Here is a 20,034-nt window from a genome sequence, read left to right on the forward strand (position 1 = left end):
CCCACTAGAGGCCCGGAGTGCTCAACTCCCCTGCCAGTGAAGCCGACCGAGGCTGATCAGCCGCAGTTGCAGCTGGGCAGTGGCGGCGATCCGCTGCTCGCGGGCAGGGTCCGCCTCCTGGGCCTCCAGGAAGGCGGAGGCCGTCGACACCATGTGGTCGACATACAACTCGGCGAGCATCCGCAGGTCCTGCTCGCTCCAGCCCTTCGAGACCGGCTGGAGCGCCAGGGCGGAACCGACCTCGGCGGCGAAGCGGCCGAGCTCCGCGTCGATCGCCTCGCGCACCTGCCGGACCCCGCCGTGCCGCTCGCGCGCCAGGAAGCGCACGTGCGGCCGGTGCTCTCGGACGTGCCGCCGGATCACGTCCACCGCACGGTCGATCAGCTCCTCGGCGCCGTCGGCCTCGGCCAGCACCGAGCGGATCATGACGTGCAGGCTGGCCAGCGACTCCTCGACCAGCGCGACGCCGAGGGTGGCAAGGTCGGGGAAGTGCCGGTAGAAGGCGGCCGGGGACAGCCCGGCCTCCCGGGTGACCTCGCGGACGCCCAGGCTGGCCAGGTTCTGATCGGCCAGCAGGTGCAGCCCCGCGTCCATCAAGGCCCGCCGACTCTGCTGTTTCTGGGCCTGTCTGGCCCCTACGGTGTGACTCACGCCATTCAGTAAACAGTCGTTTGCCGAAATTGGCCAGCCGGCGTACAGTGGGACCCGAAGTCAGTGAACACTTGTCAACCGAAACCGGCGCAGCACCAGCCGTAGCTGAAGGAGCCAGCCGTGATCCTGTTCTCCGCACTGGTCGCCATGGGAATCCTGATCGGCACCGCCGCCCACCTCCCCCTCCCGGTGTTCCTCGCCGCCTCCGCCGCCATCACCGCCTGGCTGCTCGCCTTCGGCGCCCGCGAGGGCATCGCCCGCCTGCGGCACCGCTGACCCGGCCGACCGTCGCAGGCCCCAGCAGGCCGCTGCAGCCCGCCACCGGTCACCAGAAGCCCCGCCGACCCGTCCACTCCCGCTGAGAGGACCGCCACCGCCATGAGCACCGCCACCAACCGTGCAGTCAACAGCCGTGCAGTCAACGGCCGCGCCTTCGCCCGTCGCGGCACCACCGACCGTGCCGCCATCGCCCACGCCATGACCGAGCGCACCGCCACCGAGCGCACCGCCGACGACCGTCAGAGCACCGCCGAGGCCGACAACCTGGCCATCGCCTCCTTCCTCCTCGGCCTCCCCGGCCTGCTGCTCTTCAACATCGTCCTGGGCCCGATCGCCATCACCCTCGCCACGCTGGCCCTGGTCCGCGGCACCGACCGCCGCATCCGCGCCTTCCTCGGCCTGGCCCTCGGCATCACCTCCCTGGTCATCCTCGCCGTCACCACCGCGACCTCCCACGGCGTGCTCATCGACCTCGGCTCCTGAACCACGCTCAACTCCCCGGCCCCCGCGCCGAACCACTGATCACCTCAACCCTGCCCACGACCCCCGCCCGCCACGTAGGGTGGCCTCATCGGCCGGGTGACCACAGGGGGCAGGAGTGAGTACCGAGATCCGCAGCGACGCACCGCCGGCGCCCATCGAGGCGGGCGGGGGCGGACGGCTGCTCGCGGTGAGCGATCTGCACATCTCCTACCAGGAGAACCGCGAACTGGTGGAGAAGCTCCGGCCCACCCACCCCGACGACTGGCTGCTCGTCGCCGGGGACGTCGCCGAGCTCACCACCAGCATCGAGTGGGCGCTCGGCCTGCTCGCCGACCGCTTCGCCCGCGTGGTGTGGGCGCCCGGCAACCACGAGCTGTGGACCCACCCCGAGGACCCGGTCCAGCTCCGCGGCGTGGCCCGCTACGACCACCTGGTGGAACTGTGCCGCGCCCTCGGCGTCGTCACCCCCGAGGACCCGTACCCGATCTGGCAGGGCGCGGGTGGCCCCGTCCGGATCGCCCCGCTCTTCCTCCTCTACGACTACTCCTTCCGTGCCCCGGGCACGACCACCAAGGAGGAGTCCCTGGCGGCCGCCTACGAGAGCGGCATCGTCTGCGCGGACGAGCGGATGCTCTACCCGGACCCGTTCCCGGACCGCGACTCCTGGTGCCGTGAGCGCGTCCGGCTGACCGAGCAGCGGCTCGCGGCCTGTGACCCGGAGGTCCCGCTGGTCCTGGTCAACCACTATCCGCTGGTCCGCCACCCCACCGAGATCCTCTGGTACCCCGAGTTCGCCCAGTGGTGCGGCACCGAGCTGACCGCCGACTGGCACCGCCGCTTCAACACCGCCGCGATGATCTACGGCCATCTGCACATCCCGCGCAAGACCAGCTACGACGGCGTCCCGTTCGAAGAGGTCTCGCTCGGATACCCGCGCGAGTGGCGCAAGCGCGGGCTGCCGGACCCGCTTCTGCGGGAGGTGTTCCCGCAGGTCACGGTGGGCTGAGCGTCGGCGCCCGGATCCCGGTGCCACCGACGCCGTGGACCTCCACGGCGTCGGCAGCCCAGGCGGCGGTGCCGCGTCCGGCGGCGAGGATGGTCACCTGGCGCCACCGCCCCGGTCGGTGTCCCTGGTCGGCTCCGTGAGCACGGCCCGCTTGGCCCGGTACTCCTCGGCGTCGATGTCGCCCTCGGCGTAACGGCGGCCCAGGACGGCGAGCGGGTGCTCCGCCGCGCCGGCGGCGCCGGCCCCGGCCGCGAAGCCGCAGGCTCCGCGCCGCCGCCAGACCGTCCGGCGCAGCAGCGCGATCACCAGGACCACCACGGCGATCCAGACCAGGGGCGCCAGCAGGATCCAGGCGCCCGGCCCGTGCCAATCTGCCAGCTGCGTGTACATCGCGCTTCATCTCCTCGCGGTCGGCTCCACACCCCCGGGGTTTCCCGAGGTGCCTTGAGCGTCCCGCCAAGGGATCTCATCGCGCGTCCTCCCAGTAGCGGCAGTTGGGCTACTCCCGCGAGAGTACGAACGCCCCACGACACGCCGGGCCGGAAGTAGCCGTCGAGGCCGGCCGCCGCCACCGAAAACAGGCCACCGAAAACAGGCCACCGGCAGCAAGCCGCCGGCAGCAGGCCGGCCGCCCGGGGAGCCGAGCCGCGGGCCGTCAGCCCAGCCAGCCCGGCCGCACCAGCCCCGACTCGTACGCCAGCACCACCAGTTGCGCCCGGTCCCGGGCCGCCAGCTTCACCATCGCCCGGCTGACGTGGGTCTTCGCCGTCAGCGGGCTGACCACCAGCCGCCGGGCGATCTCGTCGTTGGACAGCCCCATCCCGACCAGCGCCAGCACCTCGCGCTCCCGCTCGGTCAGCATCGAGATGTCCGAGAGCCCCGCCGGGGCGGCCTCGGGCCCCTTCGAGCGGGCCGCGAACTCGCCGATCAGCCGCCTGGTCACGCCCGGTGAGAGCAGCGCGTCCCCGGCGACGGCGACCCGGATCGCCCGCAACAGGTCGGCCGGCTCGGTGTCCTTGACCAGGAAGCCCGCCGCCCCCGAGCGCAGCGCCTCGAAGACGTACTCGTCCAGCTCGAAGGTGGTCAGCACGACCACCCGTACGGAGGACAGCGCCGGGTCCGCGGCGATCCTCCTGGTCGCCTCCAGCCCGTCCATCCGGGGCATCCGGACGTCCATCAGCACGACGTCCGGCACCAATTCGCGGGCGAGCCGCACCGCCGCCTCGCCGTCGTCCGCCTCGCCGACCACCGTGAGGTCGTCCTGGAGGTCCAGCAGGGCGCGGAAGCCCGCCCGGACCAGCAGTTGGTCATCCGCCAGCAGTACCCGAATCAATCGCTCTCCGCCTTCGGTGTCGGCAGCTCCGCCCGGACCCGGAAGCCGCCGTCCGGCAGCGGCCCCGCCGTGATGGTGCCACCGAACGCGGACGCCCGTTCCCGCATCCCGACCAGCCCGCTGCCCGACCCGCCGGCGTCCCCGACCACCGCCGGCCCCGGGTCCTCGACCAGCACCACCAGGACGGCGACGTCCCGCCAGTCGAGCACCACGACCGCCTCCCGGGCCACCGAGTGCCGGATGACGTTGGTCAGCGCCTCCTGGACGATCCGGAAGGCGGTGAGGTCGACGGTGGCGGACAGCGGGCGGCGCTCGCCGTCCTCGTGCACCTCGACCGCCAGGCCCACCCGGTCGGCCTGCTCGGTGAGTTCGTCCAGCCGGGCGAGCCCCGGGGCCGGCCCGCGCGGCGCCGCGTCGGGCCCGCGCAGCGTGGCGAGCACCTGGCGGACCTCGCCGAGCGCCTCCTTACTGGTCGACTTGATGGTGACCAGCGCGGTGCGGGCCTCCTCCGGCCGCCGGTCGAGCAGCGCCAGCGCGACCCCGGCCTGGATGTTGATCAGCGACAGGCTGTGCGCCAGGATGTCGTGCAACTCCCGGGCCATCTTGAGCCGTTCCTCGTTGGCCCGGCGCTGCTCCAGCTGCTGCCGGTAGGCCCGGTGGGCGGCGATCCGCTCGCGCCGGAAGCGGATCAGCTCGGCGACCGCCAGCACCAGCAACAGCCAGGCCAGCAGCCCGAGTTCGGCCTGCCAGACGAACCTGGTCGGCGCGGCGCGCTGCCAGCTGTCCGGCAGCACGAAGGTGGTCAGGACGTGCACCAGGTACACCCCGGCGACCCCCGCCCAGGCCGCCCGGCGGTGCCCGCAGCCGATCGCGAAGCAGCAGGCGATCACCCAGCTCAGGAACACCGGCCCGTACGGGTACCCGGCGGCCAGGTACCCGGCGGTGACCACCGACGTCCCCGCCACCGCCGCGACCGGGCGGCGCCCGAACAGCGCCAGCAGCGCCGGACCGAGCAGCAGCAGAACGTAGCCGAACACGTCCAGCGGGACCCGGCCGCCCTGGTGGCGCGCGGCGACCCCCGACCCGACCACCTGGACCACCGCGGCCGCCAGCGCCACCTGCACCGGCAGGCCCGACCGCGCCGACCGACCCGACCGACCCGACCGCGCCCACGGTGGGCGCCACGGCCCGGGCGGCGGCTCCGGCGCCGGGGGCGTCGCAGCGGACGGCGCAGCGGACGTCGCCGGGGGCCTCGCAGCGGACGGCGGGCCCGACGGCTCCGGGGGCTGGGACGTGGGCGGCATCATGCCCGGAAGGCTAGACCCGCGCCGCGCCCCCACGCGTCCTCCACCAGTGGCGTTCGGGCGTACTCCCGCTGGAGTACGCCCGCACCCGTCACGCCCTCGGCCACCCCGCCGACAACCCTGCCGTCCACCCCGCCGACGACGCTCAGCCCTCGGCGCCGACCGCGGCCCCGGCCGCCTGCGCCGCCTCCTCCGCCTCCCCGTGGGACACCGACGCCTCCGCCGGCCGCTTCAGCGTCACCACCAGCTCCCCTTCACGGACGTCCGCGAGCAACGTGTCCCCCTCCCGCACGGAACCGTCCAACAGCAGGTTGGAGATCCGGTTGTCCAGCTCCGACTGGATCGTCCGGCGCAGCGGCCGGGCCCCGAACTCCGGCTGGTAGCCGCGGTTGACCAGGTACTCCTTGGCCGCCTCGGTGACCTCCAGCCGCACGTCCTGGGCCCGCAGCCGCCGCCGGGTGCGCTCCAGCAGCAGGTCGACCACCGACAGCAGGTCCTTCCGGGTGAGCGCGTGGAAGACGATCACCTCGTCGATCCGGTTGAGGAACTCCGGCCGGAACTGCTGGCGCAGGTCCCGCATCAGGTCGTCCCTCAGTGCCTGGTCAGGAGCTCCGCTCCGGGCGTCGACGTTGCCCGCGCGCTCCAGGATCCGCTGCGACCCGATGTTGCTGGTCATGATCACCACGGTGTTGCGGAAGTCGACCGTACGCCCCTGGGAGTCGGTGAGCCGCCCGTCGTCCAACACCTGGAGCAGCAGGTTGAAGATGTCCGGGTGCGCCTTCTCCACCTCGTCGAAGAGCAGCACGCTGTACGGCTTGCGGCGCACCGCCTCGGTCAGCTGCCCCGCCTCCTCGTAGCCGACGTACCCGGGCGGGGAGCCGACCAGCCGGGAGACGGTGTGCTTCTCCTGGAACTCGCTCATGTCGAAGCGGATCATCCGGTCCGGGTCGCCGAACAGCAGCGCCGCCAGCGCCTTGGCCAGCTCGGTCTTGCCGACGCCGGTCGGCCCGAGGAAGAGGAAGGAGCCGGTCGGCCGGTCCGGGTCGCCCATCCCGGCCCGGCCGCGGCGCACCGCCTGGGCGACGGCGGTGACCGCCTCGTCCTGGCCGATCACTTTCTGGTGCAGGTGGTCCTCCAGCTTGAGCAGCCGCTCCTTCTCGGTCGCGTTCAGCTCCGCGACCGGGATGCCGGTCCGGGAGGACAGCACCTGCGCGATGTCGTCGGCGGTCACCTCGACGACCTCCTCGCGGGACTCCGCGATCGCCGCCAGCTCCTCCTCGGTCTGCCGCAGCTCGGTCTTCAGGTTGGCGGCCCGCACGAACTCCTCGTCCGCCACGGCCTCGTCCAACTCCCGCTTCAGCTTGGTGATCCGGTCCTGCACCGAGGTCGCCGCGGTGGAGCCGCTGAGGCTGCGCAGCCGCACCCGGGCGCCGGCCTGGTCCAGCAGGTCGATCGCCTTGTCGGGCAGGAAGCGGTCGCTGACGTACCGGTCGGAGAGCGTCGCCGCCGCGTCCAGCGCCTCGTCACTGAACCGCACCTGGTGGTGCGCCTCGTACGCGTCGCGCAGCCCGCGGAGGATCTCGACCGTCTCCTCGACGCTCGGCTCCGGCACCAGCACCGGCTGGAAGCGGCGCTCCAGCGCGGCGTCCTTCTCCACGTGCCTGCGGTACTCGTCCAGCGTGGTCGCGCCCACCACGCTCAACTCGCCGCGCGCCAGGGCCGGTTTGAGGATGTTGCCGGCGTCCATCGAACCCTCGCCGCCACCCCCCGCGCCGACCACGGTGTGCAGCTCGTCCAGGAACAGGATCACGCCCTTCTCGGCCGCCGTGACCTCGTCGATCACGCTCTTCAGCCGCTCCTCGAACTCGCCCCGGTACTTGGACCCGGCCACCAGGGCGGTCAGGTCCAGGGCGACCACCCGCTTGTCCTTGAGACTCTGCGGCACGTCCCCGGAGACGATCCGCTGCGCCAGCCCCTCGACGATCGCGGTCTTGCCGACGCCCGGCTCACCGATCAGCACCGGGTTGTTCTTGGTCCGCCGGGAGAGGATCTCCACGGTCTGCTCGATCTCCTCGGCCCGCCCCACCACCGGGTCCAGCCGGCCACCGCGCGCCGCCTCGGTGAGGTCCTGGCCGTACTCGTCCAGCGTCGGCGTCTCGCTCGGGTGGGCGCCCGAACTGCCGCGCTCGCCACCGGTACCGCGCCCGTCCAGCACCGACTTCAGCGCCTCCTGCGAGGGCGCCGCGTTGCGCAGCGCCGTGCCGGCGCCGGACCGCTCCTGCTCCAGCAGCGCACCGAGGATGTGCTCCGGGCCGATGTACGAGGCACCGGCCGCCTGCGAACGGGCGTGCGCGGCGAGCAGCGCGCGCTTGGCCGAGGGGGTCAGCGCGGGCTTCCCATCCAGCGACTCCGGGTTGCCGACGGGCAACGCGTGCTCCAGGTCCCCGGACAGCCGGTCCGGGTCGATGCCCGCCCGCTCCAGCATCCGCCGCGAGGGCTCCACCCGGGTGGCCGCCCAGGTCAGGTGCGCGGTGTCGAGGTCACTGCTGCCGTCCTCGGCCGCGCGCTGCGCGGCGAGCCCCAACAACTCCTGGGAGGACTCGCTCAGCAACCGCCCGATCGGCACCCGCTGTACGGCGGGCGGGGAGGCCAGTGGGCTCATCCCGAAGAACCGGCTGAGCAGGTCGGAGAACGGGTCGTTCGATCCGAACGGGGGCATGGTCACGGAGGTTCACCTCTCCAAGCGGTTTGCAGCCACACAAACACAGCGCGCGTGCGCCCGCCTCCCGGGCGAACCGTCCGGAGCGCGCCGGCCCTCCGGCCTCCCGGGACCCCGCCCGCTCAACCGGTGAACTGCTCCAGCACCACACCGCCGCTGTACGTCACCGCCATCGCCAGCAGCCCGCCCACGACGTTGCGCGACACCGCCCGCCCCGGCCCGGCCCCGCCCAACCGGGCACTCGTCCAGCCCGACAGGGTCAGCGCCAACACCACCGCGACCACCGTCACCCCCAGCCGCCAGGACTCCGGCGGCAGCATGACCGCCAGCAGCGGCACCAGCGCGCCCAGCGTGAACGCGGCCGCACTGGCCAGCGCCGCCTGCCACGGATTGGTCAACGCCTCCGGGTCGATGCCGAGTTCGGTCTGCGCGTGGGCCGCCAGCGCGTCCTGCGCGGTCAGCGCCGTCGCCACCTCCCGGGCCAGCCCGTCGGTCAGCCCGCTGTCCCGGTAGTAGTCGGTCAGTTCGTCGAGCTCCCCCTCCGGATCGTCCGCCAGCTCGCGCCGCTCCTTCGCCAACGCCGCCCGCTCGGTGTCCCGTTGGGTGCTGACCGAGACGTACTCGCCGGCTGCCATCGACATCGCCCCGGCCAGCAGCCCGGCCACCCCCGCCGCCAGCAGCGCGGTACGGGACCCAGCCGCGCCCGCCACTCCGGTCACGATCCCTGCGGTGGACACCACCCCGTCGTTCGCGCCCAGCACGGCCGCCCGCAGCCAGTTCAGCCGCGCCGACAGCTCCGCCCGGCTCTCCCCCGTCTGCTCCGCCATCCGCGCCACACCGCTCTCAGGGGTCCGTACGGTCCCCCCGATCCTCGCCCGCCGCCCCCGCCACCGCCACCGCCACCGCCACCCGCTCCAACGTCGCCGCCCCGGCCCCGTCGAGGAACCGGATCACACCGTCCACCTCACACCACTGCGTCGAACGCCCGGGCAGCCACCCACCTCTCCCACCACGCAAGATCACCGCCCCCGCGGCAGGAGGCCGGCGGTGACGACCGCCCGCCGTCCACCGACAGGGGCGGGGGCCCGCAGGTTCCCCTATGACCATTGAGGAGAAGTATGGGAGATCGACTTCTGCGCCGAGACTGCACCGAGGCCATCCGAGGCTGTGTCGAGACAGCGAAAACGACTGCGGCCCAAGTCGGGATCATGATCCTGACCTGGGCCGCAGTGGGCGTTCTCAACTGTTCACGGGGTGGGCGCGGACGGTTTCGAACCGCCGACATCTGCTTTGTAAGAGCAGCGCTCTACCACTGAGCTACGCGCCCCCGTTCGTGGCCGGTGGGCGCACGACGAGAGCCTAGGGTACCTGGTCCGGCGGGGTGGTGTGGTGTGGGGCGAGCCCCGGGGTCCCCGTGGGGCGGGGGGATCGGGGAGAATGGGCGCGGATCAGCGGGTCGGAGCAGGGAGCGCGCAGTGGCGGTGGCCGGCGGGAGCGGGCGGCGGGGGCGGCGTCGGGCGGGGAGTGCGCTGGGCGACGCGCTGGTGGTGCCGGTGGTGCTGGCGGGTGCGTTGGGGGCGGTCGCGCTGGCGTCGGCGGGCAGTGGTGGCTGGTGGGGTCGGCGGGGTGCCGGGGACGGGGTGCGGGCGGAGGCGCGGGAGGCGCGGGCCGCCGCGCAGGAGGCGTTCTACGAGCTGGAGGAGACGCAGCGCGAGCTGCAGTTGGCGGTGGAGACCGTCCGGGCGGCGGAGGAGGGCGCGGCGGCGCAGCGGGTGCTGGCCGAGTTGCCGGCGATCTCCGGCCGGGTCGAGCAGGTCACGGTGAACTACCTGGCCGCGCTGGACGCCCACAATCTGGACGACGAGGCGCTGGACGCCGGTTCGGTGGCCCAGGCCCGGCGTCTGCTGGCGGACGTGCAGGGCCAGCTCCGTTCGGCCCGCGCCGAGCTGACCGACTTCCTGGGCCGTCTCCAGCCGACCCTGCAGCACGCCGAGCAGCAGCTGATGCGGGTCACCCCGGCCGTGGAGCAGGCAAAGCGCGCATTGCTGCGGGCGACGACCACGCTGGACGAGGTGCGCGGCGCGGGCCTGCGGGCCGACGATCTGGCGGCCCGGCTGGCCGAGTTGGCGCCCGAGTTGGGGCGGTTGAACGAGGGCGCGGCGCGGCACGGGGTGGCGGCGACGCTGCGGCGTGCCGACGACGTGCGGCTGCGGGCGGAGGCGATCACCGCCGATGCCGCGCAGTTGCCCGAGCGGGCGCGGGAGCTGGACCGGCGGGTGTCGAGTCTGCGGACCCGGATCCAGGCGCTGGAGACCAAGGCCGGGACGGTGGATCCAGCGCTGAGCGAGCTGCGCCGCCGGTTCAGCACCGCCTGCTGGCAGGACCTCCAGCGGGTGCCCGAGCAGGTCGCCGAGGCCGGCCGGGCCGCCGAGGGCAAGCTCGCGGAGGCGTCCCGGGCGCGGGACGAGCAGCGCTGGGCGGACGCGACGGCGGCGATCGGCACCGTCCGCGCGCTGCTGGACACCGCGGACGGTTCGGTGGTGGCCGTGAACGAGCGGCTGCGGCAGTTGAACGAGGTGCAGCACGATCCGAACCGGGAGGTCGAGCGCGCCCGTTTCGCCGTACGGGACGCCCAGCGCCTGGCGATGGCGGGCCGCAGTGCGCCGGATCCGCGGCACGCCGCCCCGCTGGACGAGGCGGTGGCCCGGCTGGACCGCGCGGTGGCGACCCTCCAGGCGGCGGGCCGACACCCCGACTACTGGTTCTTCCTGACCGAGCTGGCGGCGGTGCGGGACGCGGCGGCGCGGGTGATCGGCATGATCCGCGGCGATCTCGGCCACCGGTGACGGTGCGGACCGAGCATCGGTACTCTGCGGGTATGCCACGCTACGACTTCCGCTGCCGCTCCTGCGGCGCCACCTTCGAGCTCCGCCGCCCGATGGCGCAGGCCAACGACCCCGCCGTCTGCCCGCAGGGGCACCCGGACGCGGTGAAGCTGCTGTCCACCGTCGCCGTGACCGGCGCGGCCGGCGGCGCCCCGCAGCAGGCCCCGGGCGGGGGCGGGGGCTGCTGCGGCGGCGGGTGCTGCGGCTAACCCACCGACGGCTAACCCACCGCCGGCAGCCCCGCCGACGACCCGCCGCGCGCGACCGCCAGGAACCGACGGACGATCTCCTCCCCCGCCGCCACCCCCGTCTCGGCGAGGGCGGTGACGCCGGGGGCGGCCCATCCGCTGTCGGCGAGTTCGCCGTGCCCGGGGCGCCATCCGGCGTCGGCGGCGAGCAGCAGGTCGGCGTCGAGCAGCGAGTCCCCGGCCGCCAGGACAGTGCCCGCGCCGCTGCGCCGGACGGCCTCGGCGAGCGCGGCGCTCTTGGTGAGCGGCTGCGGCACGGCGTACACCTTGCGGCCCTGCAGCGAGACCCGCCAGCCGCGTTCGGCGCACCAGCCGGTCAGCTCGGTGAGCCAGCCGTCCGGCAGCCGGTCGCGTTCGACGACGAGGTAGGCGAACTGCTCGTCGGCGATCCGCCGCTTGCGGGTCCACTCCGGGTCGGCGCAGAGTGCGAGCTGGCGCACCACCTCGGCGAGCGGCGCCGAGCCGGCCGCGATCCGGGTGGTGATCTCGTGGCGCCAGTCGTGGTCCGGCTCGCCGTCCACCAGCAGTTGCCCGCCGTTCGCGCAGATCGCGTAAGTCGGCTGTGGGCCGGGCAGGTTGACCCGCCGGTACTGCTCGACGGTCCGGGTGGTGGCGGGTACGAAGCGGGCTTCCCGGCCCAGGTCGGCGAGCAGCGCGGCGGCCCGCTCGGTCAGGAAGGACAGCGGCCGCCCGCCCAGCACCTCGACGCAGAGCAGCCGCGGCGCGCGGTGGTCCGGGCCGTCCAGTGCCAGGGCCCGGTCCGAGTAGATGAGCGTACGGTCCAGGTCGCTCGCCACCAGCACACCAGCCGTACCAGCCATACCGGCGGCACTGGCGGCGCCGGCAGAACCAGCCGTACCGGCCGCCCCGGACGCACCCATCGCACCGATCGCTCCGGACACACCCATCGCCCCGACCCCGTCGGCCATCAGGACTCCCTCCCCGTCACGGCCCGCCCGCTCGCCCCCGTCGCGCCCCGACTGTAGCGGGGGTGGATGAGGCCCACGCAGCTGTACGGCAGTCCGTCCACCTCCTCGACCGGAACGCCGCGCTGCGCGGCGAGCAGCCGCACGTGGCCGAGGTCGGCTCCGGCGCCGCGCCGGGCCAGTACCCGCCAGGGCACCCGGCGCAGCAGCACCCGGGTGGTCTCGCCGACGCCGGGCTTCACCAGGTTGACGTCGTCGATCCCGTACTCGGCGCTGATCCGCTCGACGGCGGCCCAGCCGGCCCAGTCGGGGGTGCGGTCCGGGTCGGCGGCCAGCCGTGCGGCTTCCTCGACGGCGTGGGCGCGGACGTCGCCGAAGCAGTCGGCGACCGTGGCCAGGAAGGCCTCCGACACGTCGCCGCCCGCGAGTTCGGCGTAGTGCTTGGCTCCGTGGAAGTCTCCGGGGCCGATCAGTCCGGCGCGCAGTACCGTGCGTGAAACCAGCCCGGACACCGTGGAGTTGAGGCAGGCGGAGGGGATCAGGAAGTCGTCCCGGGTGCCGTAGGTGCGGACGCAGCGGCCGGGGTCGGCGAGCACCGCGAGGTCCGGTGTGAAGGCGGTGCCGGCCAGCGCGTCGGTGAGTTCGCGGGTGATCGCGCCCTTGCCGGTCCAGCCGTCCACGAACACCACGTCCGCCGCCGGGTGGTGGGCCGCCAGGTAGCGCAGGGCGACCTGGTCGATGCCCCGGCCGCGGACGATCGACACCGCGTAGTGCGGCACGTCCAGACCGTGGGCGAAGGCCAGCCAGCGGCGGACCAGGATGCCGACCGGCGTTCCGGCCCGGGCCAGCGAGGCGAGCACCAGCCCGGGCCCGCGCTCGCGCAGCAGGGTCTCGGCGACGGTGCCGACGGCGAGGGCGATCCGGCGGGCGGAGCCGCGCAGCGCCTGGTGGAACAGCTCCTGGTAGTCGGGGCTGGGCCGGTACTCGACCGGCAGCGATTCGGCGTAGTGCGCGCCGCCCTGCTGGACGGCCTCCTCGCGCTCCTCGGTGGGGGCTTCGAGCGCCACCTCGGAGAGGTCCTTGAGCAGCCAGGCCACGTCCTCCCTGCGGTACGAGGAGAACTCCGGCCCGTACAGCGGGGTGGGCAGTGCCGGCCGGTGCGAGGGCAGCACCGCGAGGACCACCCGGTCGGTGACCTGCCGCAGCTGACGCAGCAGCGCGTACTCCCCCTGGTGTAGGGCCGGGGTGTCGGCTACGTCGTCCACCACCAGCACCACGGCGTCGAAGCGGCGGGTACCGTCCGCGCCGGGGGCGACGTTGTAGACGTAGCGCTCGCGCGAGGCGCCGTCCTGCGGATCGTCGTGGGCCGGGAAGGCCAGCCGGGTACGGATGGCGTAGCCGGGGTCGTCCACGGCGAGGACGGGCGAGCGGGTGGTGGTGGAGTAGCGGACGCGGTCGCCGCCGAGCCGCTGGGCGAGCGCCTCGGCCAGCCGCAGCGGGGCGTACATCAGCTCCTCGAAGCCGAGCACCAGCACCCGCTCCGCCGCCCCGGCCGCCACTTCCCCGCCCTCGCGCAACGCCGACGCCTCCTTGCCCTCGCGCAAAGCCGTCGTCTCCAACGCCGTTGCCCCCAGCGCCGTTGCCCCCAGCGCCGACGCCTCCAACGTCGACGCCTCCAACGCCGTCGCCAACTGCCCGGCCAGCGCGGGCAGTACGGCGTCGAGCCGCTCCCGGTCCTGCGCGGTGAAGCCGTGCCGCCCGCCGTCCGGCAGTCCGGCGGGCCAGTCCAGCTCGACCCGGACCAGCGGGGCGGGCTCGACGGCCGGGGGCAGCGCGGCCGGGGGCACCGAGGCGATCAGCCGCTCGGCCCTGGCCACGATGTCCTCGGGCAGGTCGACGCCGCCGCTCGCGGTGGCCACCACGTCCAGCCGGACGCCGAGTTCGGCGGCGGCCCCGGCGAGCCGGCGCCGGTCGTCGGCCGAGCGCAGGTCGACCAGCGCGACCACCACATAGTGCTCGCGCGGGTGGCGGCCGTGCAGTTCGCGGATGGTGTTGAGGACGGTACGGCCGGTCGAGAGTTCGTCGTCCACCAGCACCAACGGCCCGCCACCGGAAAGGAGTTCGGGGTCGGCGGGGAGCAGCAGGTGCCCGGTGGCGTGGGAGTGCTCCTCCTCGAAGCCGCCGAGCGGGGGCACGCCGGGGACGGGGCGGCGGGTGGAGTGGAGACAGGCCGCGTCGAGGCCGTCGGCGACGCTGTGGCCCAGGCCGGTGGCGGTCTCCGCGTAGCCGAGCACGACGGCCCGGGCGGCCGCCTCGGGGCCGAGCAGCGCGCGGACCCGGCGGCCGAGTTCGACTCCGGTGCCGTGCACCACGGCGGGCCGCTGCGGGACGTGCTTGCCGAGCACGCTGGAGACCAGCAGGTGGGCGCGCTTGGGATTGCCGGATCGCAGGGCCAAACCGACGAGTTCGGGCAGGCGCTCCGATCCGGTCAGCGCGATCCCGGCCCGCTCGGCGACCCAGCTCCCGGTCCACGCACCCTCCGACGCACCGGCCCGCGCACCCTCCGACGCACCGGCCCGTGCATCCACTGACGCACCGGCCCGCGCGCCCTCCGACCCGCCGCCCCGCGCACCCTGCTCCGCGCCGGTCCGCCGCTGTTCCGCTCTCATCACTGCTGGTCCCGCCTTCGGTGGTGCTGGTCGGTGGTGCTGGTCGGTCGGATCACACGTGTCGGCCGGAGGTCGCCCGGAGCTCGACCAGAGGGTCGGCCAGAAAGTCGGCCGGAGGCCGCCCAGAGCCCGGCCGGGCGTCAGCCGCACAGGCAGGCGGACAGCAGCTCCGCGAAGCTCACGTCCTCCCGGGCGACGCCGAACACCTCCGCCCGCAGCAGCACCCGCTCCGCCCAGGCGCGGTGCGGCCGAGCCTCGTTCATCTTGTTCGTGTACGCCGAGCGGAGTACCCCGCCGCCGCCCCGCTCCTGCCGGAGGATGTCGCGGGCGTCGCAGTACTCCTCGTGGGTGACCACGGAGAGGGCGTGCACGGCGGGGACATGGCCGGGGTGGATGCAGGTCTTGCCCAACAGTCCGTTGGCGCGGTCGAGTTCGACCTCGCGGATGAGCCCGTCCAGGTCGTGTTCGATGATCCGACGGCGGACCTCCTCGCCGGTGGCCCGGGCGGTGCCGGCGGTCGCGGCGAACGGGGTGCGCCGCAGCTGTGGCTTGAACATCCGCTCCTGCACCGGGAAGTACTCCCAGACCGGTCCGGTCACCGTGTACCCGGTGCCGTCGGCCCGGCCGAGCACGTTGACCACGTCCCCGATCACGGCTGCGACCAGCGCCACGTCGTAGGCGGTGAGGTCGGGCGAGCGCCGCAGCCCGTAGGCGGAGCACAGGTCGGTGACGCCGAGCCGGACGGCGAGCACCCGTTCGCGGTGGCCGGCGAGCAGGTCGGCGATGCCGAAGAGCTGGTCGCGCCTGGTCTCCAGGTGGGCGAGTTCGGGTGATTCCAGGACGGGCATGGCGAACAGTCGCCGCCCGGTGGCGGCCTCGGCGGCGGCGAGGGCGGCCAGGTAGCCGGCGCCGCTGCGCGGGGTGAACTTGGGCAGCACGAAGCCGCTCAGCAGCCCGACGGCCGGGCCGAGCCGTTCGGCCAGGTCGGGGATCTGCTCGGCGGCGCGAACCCTGATGAAGAGAAGTGGATGATCCTGTGTGTGGTCGGTGAAATCATTGACCAGGTCTGTCAGCTGTTCGACCAGGTTCCGCTCGCCCGCGCCCACCTCGTGGTCGGCGATCGCGTCCTCCAGGCAGAGCACCATCGACACCACACCGCGCGCCGCCTGTTTCCGGATGTCGGCCGCCAGCGCGGGCCTGGTGGCGGGGCTGTAGAGGGTGCCGCCGAGGGCGGTGGCGAGCACCGCCGGCTCGCTCCGCGCGGTGAACGTCCGCGGCTGCTCCAGGAACAGCCGGGCGCGGACGTCGTCGGCGAGGTGGCCGAAATGGCGCACGGTGCTCTCCTCGGGGGTGGACGGCGGGACGGACGGCGGGACGGACAGCCTCCGGCCAGCGGTTTCACCTGCACGCACCGCCGACGGACTCCCCTCGAACAGGCCCCCGGGGGCCTGTTCGAACGTCCATCGTACGGACGGATTCCGGCCGTTCCCGGCGCCGGGGCACTGAACTCACGGAACATCCCGCGCGAGCCCGGTCCGACTCCCACCGCCGCCCGCCGGCGCCCGGCCCGCCCCGGCACGCCCCCGGACCGATCACCCGACGGTCGAGGGGAGGACGCCCGCAAACCTCGATCCGGCGCAAGTCTTGGCAAAGTCCGCCCCCACGCCGACGGTCCCGGTCACGTTGTCCGAAGGGGTGGCGAACAGGCAGGATGGTCCGCTATGACGCACGTGATGGCCAAGGGCGCCAACATCGCACTGCCGGCGGCGGCGGTCCGCGCCGTGCTGCGCTGGAGCGCCACGCCCGGTGCGCCGGACGTGGACGCGTCCGCGCTGCTGCTCGGCGCCAACGGCAGGGTCCGTTCGGACGCCGACTTCGTCTTCTACAACCAGCCGCGCCACCCCTCCGGGCTGGTGCGCCACCTGCCCAAGCAGCACACCTCCGGCGGCGCCGAGATCATCGACACCATCGAGGTCGAACTCGCCAAGCTGCCCGCCGGGGTGGACCGGGTGGTGCTGGCCGGTTCCTCCGAGGGCGGCCCGTTCCGTGCCGTGCCCGGACTGCGGCTGCTGCTGTTCGACGCCGCGACCGGTGAAGGGGCCGTCCCGCTCGCCGAGTTCGCGATCGTGGACGCCGAGAGCGTCTCCGCCCTCGTCGCGGGCGAGCTCTACCGGCGCAGCGGCTCCTGGAAGTTCCGGGCGATCGGCCAGGGCTACACCTCGGGACTGATCGGCCTGGCCACCGACTTCGGCATCACCGTGGACGACGAGGCGCAGGACCAGGCCGCCCAGACCCCGCCGCCCGCGCCGGCGTCCACCGCCACCCCCGCCGGCGCGGTCGACCCGCGCGCCACCCCGCTGCCCGACCCGCGCTCCGAGGCCCGGCCCGAGCCCGGCACCTTCACCCTGACCCCGGCCGTCCCGCAGGCCCAGCCCCCGGCGCAGCCCACCGCCACCCCGGCCCCGGCCACGAACCCGGCCGCCGCGAACGGCCCGGCGGCCCAGCTGCCCGCCGCACCGCCGACCCCGCCCCCGCCGTCCCGGCCCCCGGCACCGCCCGCGACCCCGCCGACCATGACACCCCCGCCGGCGGCCCCGCCCAGCGCGCCCCCGAACGTCCCGCCGGCCCCGCCCGCACCGCCGGCCCACCACCCGGGCGTCCAGCAGCCCGGCGGCTACGGCTACCCCCAGCAGCAGCCCGGCACAGGGTACGGCTACCCGCAGCAGCAGCCCGCGACCGGCTACGGCTACCCCCAGCCCAACCAGCCGTACCCGCCGCAGCAGCAGCCGGGCGGCCAGCCGGGCACGGGGTACGGCTACCCCCAGCACCCCCAGGCCGTCCCCGCCCAGCAGCACCCCGGCGGCTACGGCTACCCGCAGCACCAGCAGCCCGGCACCGGCCAGCAGCCGCCCGTCCCGCCGCAGCCCCCGGAGGCGGCCGGCGAGGAGTTCGCGCTGCCCCCGCAGGGCCCGCAGTTCCAGCCCCACTGAGCCACCCGGCGGGGCCGCCGCACCGAACGACGCGGCCCCGTCGGCAGAGCAACTACGGCCCCACCCGGGGAAGCACCGCGGACCGCCGACGGGGAGCCTCACTGCCCCGCCCGCCAGGCACCGCGGCCGAAGGGCCTCAGTCCCGGCCCCCCGGCTGCTGCCCCTTGTACCCCCGCTGCCACTGCATCCCGAACCCGTACAGCCGGTCGATGTCCGCCTGGAACCCGTTGACGTAGCGCACCTCGCGGCGCACCGTCAGCTGGTTGTCCCCGCTGTTCTCGATCAGCACCACCGCGCAGGAGCGCGCCGCCCGGGCCCGTTCGTCCAGCTTGATCTCGATCCGCGGCCCGGTCTGCGGCACGATCGTTATCACCGCGTGGGTCTGTTCGAAGGCCGGGGTGCCGTCGTAGATGTAGACGAAGATCAGCAGCCGCTTGAACTTGTCCTTCTTCTCCAGGTTGACGTACATCGTCTCGCCGGAGGGCGCCCCGTACTGGTCGTCGCCGCTGAGCTTGATGAACGGCGGTTCCCGCAGGTCTCCGAAGAGTTCACCGAGCGGCTGCACCACGCCCCTGGTGCCGTCGGAGAGTTCGTACATGCAGGCCAGGTCGAGGTCGACGTTCACCTGCTCGTTGCTCCCCGGCGAGTCCGGCTCCAGCGGGGAGAGGATCCGCGGGCTGAAGAACCGCTTGACGGTGTCCCGGGTGCTGGGCCGGGAGGCGCCGGAGCGCGTGGTCCAGTGCAGGTTGACGTAGAGGTAGCCGGTGGTGGCGGCGGAGCCGGTGATCGCGTGCTGCGGCGCCGACTTGGTGAGCGTGACCTTGTGCTGTGCGCCCGGGTTGTCGAAGGTGTAGCTCCTGTCCCCGCGCAGGTACTCCCAGATCGAGACCATCCAGTCCTCTCCCCCTGCCTCCGCCCGGCGATCCGACGATCGGGTCCGGCCATCTGACGATCCGCCGGTCCATGATCGGGCATCGACCCGGCCGACGGATACCCGGACTTCCCTTTCCCTACCCCGCCCGGCCGTTCACGCCCACCCGTGACGCCCACCCGTGACGCGAACCGGTGGGTCGATTGGCCCGTGGAAGCCGCCCTCCCGTAACATGCCGCCCCTTCGGACGCGATATCGTCTAGCCGCACAGGTGTCCCGTCCGCCCCTGCGCGGGCACGGCGGGCACGCCGTGCGGCGACGAACGAACCGTCAGGCGATTCCCGCCCCGCGGGACCTGATCACCCGTGTCGCACCGTGAAAACCCGTCCCCTGCGGAAACCCGAGGCCCGACCCGCAATGAACCTGACCTCCATACAGCTGGTCTGGACCGTCATCGGCGGCGCAGCCCTGCTGTTCGTCTCCGTCCTGATGGCGACGCTGCGATTCAAGAGCTCGAAGAAGGACGAGTCCGGCGACTCCTGGGAGCGCAGCGAGGAGCGCCGCCGCCGCAAGGAGATGATCTACGGCATCTCCTCGTACACCCTGCTGTTCTGCTGTGCCGGCGTGGCCGCCGCGCTGTCGTTCCACGGCCTGGTGGGCTTCGGCATCGAGAACCTGGGCCTGTCCAACGGCTGGGAGTACCTCGTCCCGTTCGGCCTGGACGGCGCCGCGATGTTCTGCTCGGTGCTCGCCGTCCGCGAGGCCAGCCACGGTGACGCCGCGCTCGGTTCCCGCCTGCTGGTCTGGGTGTTCGCGATCGCCTCGGCCTGGTTCAACTGGGTGCACGCCCCGCGCGGCATGGGCCACGCCGGCGCCCCGCAGTTCTTCTCCGGCATGTCGATCTCGGCGGCGATCCTGTTCGACCGGGCGCTGAAGCAGACCCGCAAGGCCGCGCTGCGCGAGCAGGGCCTGGTGCCGCGTCCGCTGCCGCAGATCCGCATCGTCCGCTGGCTGCGCGCCCCGCGCGAGACCTACGCGGCCTGGTCGCTGATGCTGCTGGAGAACGTCCGCAGCCTGGACGAGGCGGTCGAGGAGGTGCGCGAGGAGCGCCAGGCGAAGATGGACGCCAAGGTGCGCGCCCGTTCCGCCGACCGCCGCGAGCGGGCCGAGCTGAAGGCCATCTCCCGCCAGGGCGGCATGCTCGCCCGGGCCCGCGGCGGGCGTCAGGTGCCCGCGCTCACGGCGGCCGGCGACGGCCCGAGCGCTACGGAGCCTGCCCTAGCCCCCGAGAGCGACCACGCCGCCTCGACCGCGCACGACCCGTACCTCTCGACGACTTCGTACGGCTCGTCCGCCTCGACCAGCCCGCAGGAGCGGTCCGCCCTGGACGCCGGACGCGCCCGCGCCGCCGTCGGCTCGTCCTACTCCTCCTCGGCCACCGGCTCGTCCTACTCCTCCTCGGCCACCGGCTCGACCTCGTCCTACCGCAGCTCGACCATCGACCTGACGGCCGACGACGACACCCTGTCGATGCCGAAGCTGGACTCGCTGGAGCGCAAGCTGCGCGCGATCGAGCAGCAGCTGGGCTGACCCCCGGCAGCACCCGGCCGGCTCCGACCCGGCACTGGCCCGGCACCGCAGGAGCAACGCGAACGGCCGCCCCTGGAACC

The 20,034-nt window shown here is 73.9% G+C and carries 17 protein-coding genes and 1 tRNA gene; 7 read left to right on the forward strand and 11 right to left on the reverse strand.

The window, feature by feature from the left end; translation table 11 throughout:
* Positions 1-21 precede the first annotated feature (21 nt).
* Entirely contained in the window at positions 22-651 is a 630-nt protein-coding gene (locus ACZ3YL_RS08385) for a TetR family transcriptional regulator (RefSeq protein ID WP_465656238.1), read from the reverse strand.
* A 120-nt stretch (positions 652-771) separates the two neighbouring features.
* Here ACZ3YL_RS08385 and ACZ3YL_RS08390 point away from each other — a divergent pair, with 120 nt between their 5' ends.
* The 3 genes from ACZ3YL_RS08390 to ACZ3YL_RS08400 all read left to right on the forward strand — a co-directional run bounded on the left by ACZ3YL_RS08390 (position 772) and on the right by ACZ3YL_RS08400 (position 2,419).
* Entirely contained in the window at positions 772-927 is a 156-nt protein-coding gene (locus ACZ3YL_RS08390; RefSeq protein WP_188303803.1) for a hypothetical protein, read from the forward strand.
* Positions 928-1,029: 102 nt separating this feature from the next.
* Complete coding sequence (locus tag ACZ3YL_RS08395; RefSeq protein ID WP_465656240.1) at positions 1,030-1,413, forward strand: DUF4190 domain-containing protein; 384 nt, start codon at positions 1,030-1,032, stop codon at positions 1,411-1,413.
* A 115-nt stretch (positions 1,414-1,528) separates the two neighbouring features.
* Entirely contained in the window at positions 1,529-2,419 is an 891-nt protein-coding gene (locus ACZ3YL_RS08400; RefSeq protein ID WP_317620966.1) for a metallophosphoesterase family protein, read from the forward strand.
* 93 nt (positions 2,420-2,512) lie between these two features.
* Here the strand turns inward: ACZ3YL_RS08400 and ACZ3YL_RS08405 are convergent, their stop codons facing one another.
* The 6 genes from ACZ3YL_RS08405 to ACZ3YL_RS08430 all read right to left on the reverse strand — a co-directional run bounded on the left by ACZ3YL_RS08405 (position 2,513) and on the right by ACZ3YL_RS08430 (position 9,102).
* Positions 2,513-2,734, reverse strand: coding sequence for an SHOCT domain-containing protein (locus ACZ3YL_RS08405; RefSeq protein ID WP_465656242.1), 222 nt, complete (start codon positions 2,732-2,734; stop codon positions 2,513-2,515).
* 340 nt (positions 2,735-3,074) lie between these two features.
* Positions 3,075-3,752, reverse strand: a complete 678-nt coding sequence (locus ACZ3YL_RS08410; protein WP_465656244.1) for a response regulator — start codon at positions 3,750-3,752, stop codon at positions 3,075-3,077.
* Positions 3,749-4,876, reverse strand: coding sequence for a sensor histidine kinase (locus ACZ3YL_RS08415; protein ID WP_465656246.1), 1,128 nt, complete (start codon positions 4,874-4,876; stop codon positions 3,749-3,751). The genes ACZ3YL_RS08410 and ACZ3YL_RS08415 overlap by 4 nt, the downstream gene beginning before the upstream one ends.
* A 325-nt stretch (positions 4,877-5,201) precedes the next feature.
* Positions 5,202-7,775: an ATP-dependent Clp protease ATP-binding subunit gene (locus ACZ3YL_RS08420; protein WP_465656454.1), complete on the reverse strand. Its 2,574-nt coding sequence runs from the start codon at positions 7,773-7,775 to the stop codon at positions 5,202-5,204.
* Positions 7,776-7,897: 122 nt separating this feature from the next.
* Positions 7,898-8,602: a VIT1/CCC1 transporter family protein gene (locus ACZ3YL_RS08425; protein ID WP_188303778.1), complete on the reverse strand. Its 705-nt coding sequence runs from the start codon at positions 8,600-8,602 to the stop codon at positions 7,898-7,900.
* Between the two features lie 428 nt (positions 8,603-9,030).
* A tRNA-Val gene (locus ACZ3YL_RS08430) sits at positions 9,031-9,102 on the reverse strand.
* A gap of 148 nt (positions 9,103-9,250) precedes the next feature.
* Between ACZ3YL_RS08430 and ACZ3YL_RS08435 the strand changes: the two genes are divergently transcribed.
* Positions 9,251-10,621: a coiled-coil domain-containing protein gene (locus tag ACZ3YL_RS08435; RefSeq protein WP_317620968.1), complete on the forward strand. Its 1,371-nt coding sequence runs from the start codon at positions 9,251-9,253 to the stop codon at positions 10,619-10,621.
* A gap of 32 nt (positions 10,622-10,653) precedes the next feature.
* Positions 10,654-10,869 (forward strand): FmdB family zinc ribbon protein, encoded by a 216-nt coding sequence (locus ACZ3YL_RS08440; protein ID WP_188303787.1) that lies wholly within the window; start codon positions 10,654-10,656, stop codon positions 10,867-10,869.
* Positions 10,870-10,880: 11 nt separating this feature from the next.
* Here ACZ3YL_RS08440 and ACZ3YL_RS08445 read toward each other — a convergent pair whose 3' ends face one another.
* The 3 genes from ACZ3YL_RS08445 to ACZ3YL_RS08455 all read right to left on the reverse strand — a co-directional run bounded on the left by ACZ3YL_RS08445 (position 10,881) and on the right by ACZ3YL_RS08455 (position 15,837).
* A complete protein-coding gene (locus ACZ3YL_RS08445) occupies positions 10,881-11,729 on the reverse strand; it encodes an HAD family hydrolase (protein WP_465656248.1) in 849 nt (282 codons plus the stop codon).
* Positions 11,730-11,836: 107 nt separating this feature from the next.
* Positions 11,837-14,422 carry a phosphoribosyltransferase gene (locus ACZ3YL_RS08450; protein ID WP_465656250.1) on the reverse strand — a complete coding sequence of 862 codons (2,586 nt, stop codon included), beginning with the start codon at positions 14,420-14,422 and terminating at the stop codon, positions 11,837-11,839.
* Positions 14,423-14,643: 221 nt separating this feature from the next.
* Positions 14,644-15,837 carry an HpcH/HpaI aldolase/citrate lyase family protein gene (locus ACZ3YL_RS08455; protein WP_465656456.1) on the reverse strand — a complete coding sequence of 398 codons (1,194 nt, stop codon included), beginning with the start codon at positions 15,835-15,837 and terminating at the stop codon, positions 14,644-14,646.
* A gap of 387 nt (positions 15,838-16,224) precedes the next feature.
* On the opposite strand from ACZ3YL_RS08455, the gene ACZ3YL_RS08460 reads away from it, so the two are divergent.
* Positions 16,225-17,493, forward strand: coding sequence for a TerD family protein (locus ACZ3YL_RS08460; protein WP_465656251.1), 1,269 nt, complete (start codon positions 16,225-16,227; stop codon positions 17,491-17,493).
* 136 nt (positions 17,494-17,629) lie between these two features.
* On the opposite strand, the gene ACZ3YL_RS08465 is transcribed toward ACZ3YL_RS08460, so the two are convergent.
* Positions 17,630-18,385: a Tellurium resistance gene (locus ACZ3YL_RS08465; RefSeq protein ID WP_188302460.1), complete on the reverse strand. Its 756-nt coding sequence runs from the start codon at positions 18,383-18,385 to the stop codon at positions 17,630-17,632.
* Positions 18,386-18,781: 396 nt separating this feature from the next.
* Here ACZ3YL_RS08465 and ACZ3YL_RS08470 point away from each other — a divergent pair, with 396 nt between their 5' ends.
* Positions 18,782-19,954 (forward strand): DUF2637 domain-containing protein, encoded by a 1,173-nt coding sequence (locus ACZ3YL_RS08470; RefSeq protein ID WP_465656252.1) that lies wholly within the window; start codon positions 18,782-18,784, stop codon positions 19,952-19,954.
* Positions 19,955-20,034 lie beyond the last annotated feature (80 nt).

Source organism: Kitasatospora sp. NPDC023176 (genome assembly GCF_055560495.1).

What these genes read in the sequence shown, in the direction of transcription:
- ACZ3YL_RS08425 (WP_188303778.1), bottom strand. Translation starts at nt 8,602, where the DNA reads ATGGCGGAGCAGACGGGGGAGAGCCGGGCGGAGCTGTCGGCGCGGCTG.
- ACZ3YL_RS08470 (WP_465656252.1), top strand. Translation starts at nt 18,782, where the DNA reads ATGAACCTGACCTCCATACAGCTGGTCTGGACCGTCATCGGCGGCGCA.
- ACZ3YL_RS08420 (WP_465656454.1), bottom strand. Translation starts at nt 7,775, where the DNA reads ATGCCCCCGTTCGGATCGAACGACCCGTTCTCCGACCTGCTCAGCCGG.
- ACZ3YL_RS08440 (WP_188303787.1), top strand. Translation starts at nt 10,654, where the DNA reads ATGCCACGCTACGACTTCCGCTGCCGCTCCTGCGGCGCCACCTTCGAG.
- ACZ3YL_RS08460 (WP_465656251.1), top strand. Translation starts at nt 16,225, where the DNA reads ATGACGCACGTGATGGCCAAGGGCGCCAACATCGCACTGCCGGCGGCG.
- ACZ3YL_RS08395 (WP_465656240.1), top strand. Translation starts at nt 1,030, where the DNA reads ATGAGCACCGCCACCAACCGTGCAGTCAACAGCCGTGCAGTCAACGGC.
- ACZ3YL_RS08465 (WP_188302460.1), bottom strand. Translation starts at nt 18,385, where the DNA reads ATGGTCTCGATCTGGGAGTACCTGCGCGGGGACAGGAGCTACACCTTC.
- ACZ3YL_RS08445 (WP_465656248.1), bottom strand. Translation starts at nt 11,729, where the DNA reads ATGGCTGGTACGGCTGGTGTGCTGGTGGCGAGCGACCTGGACCGTACG.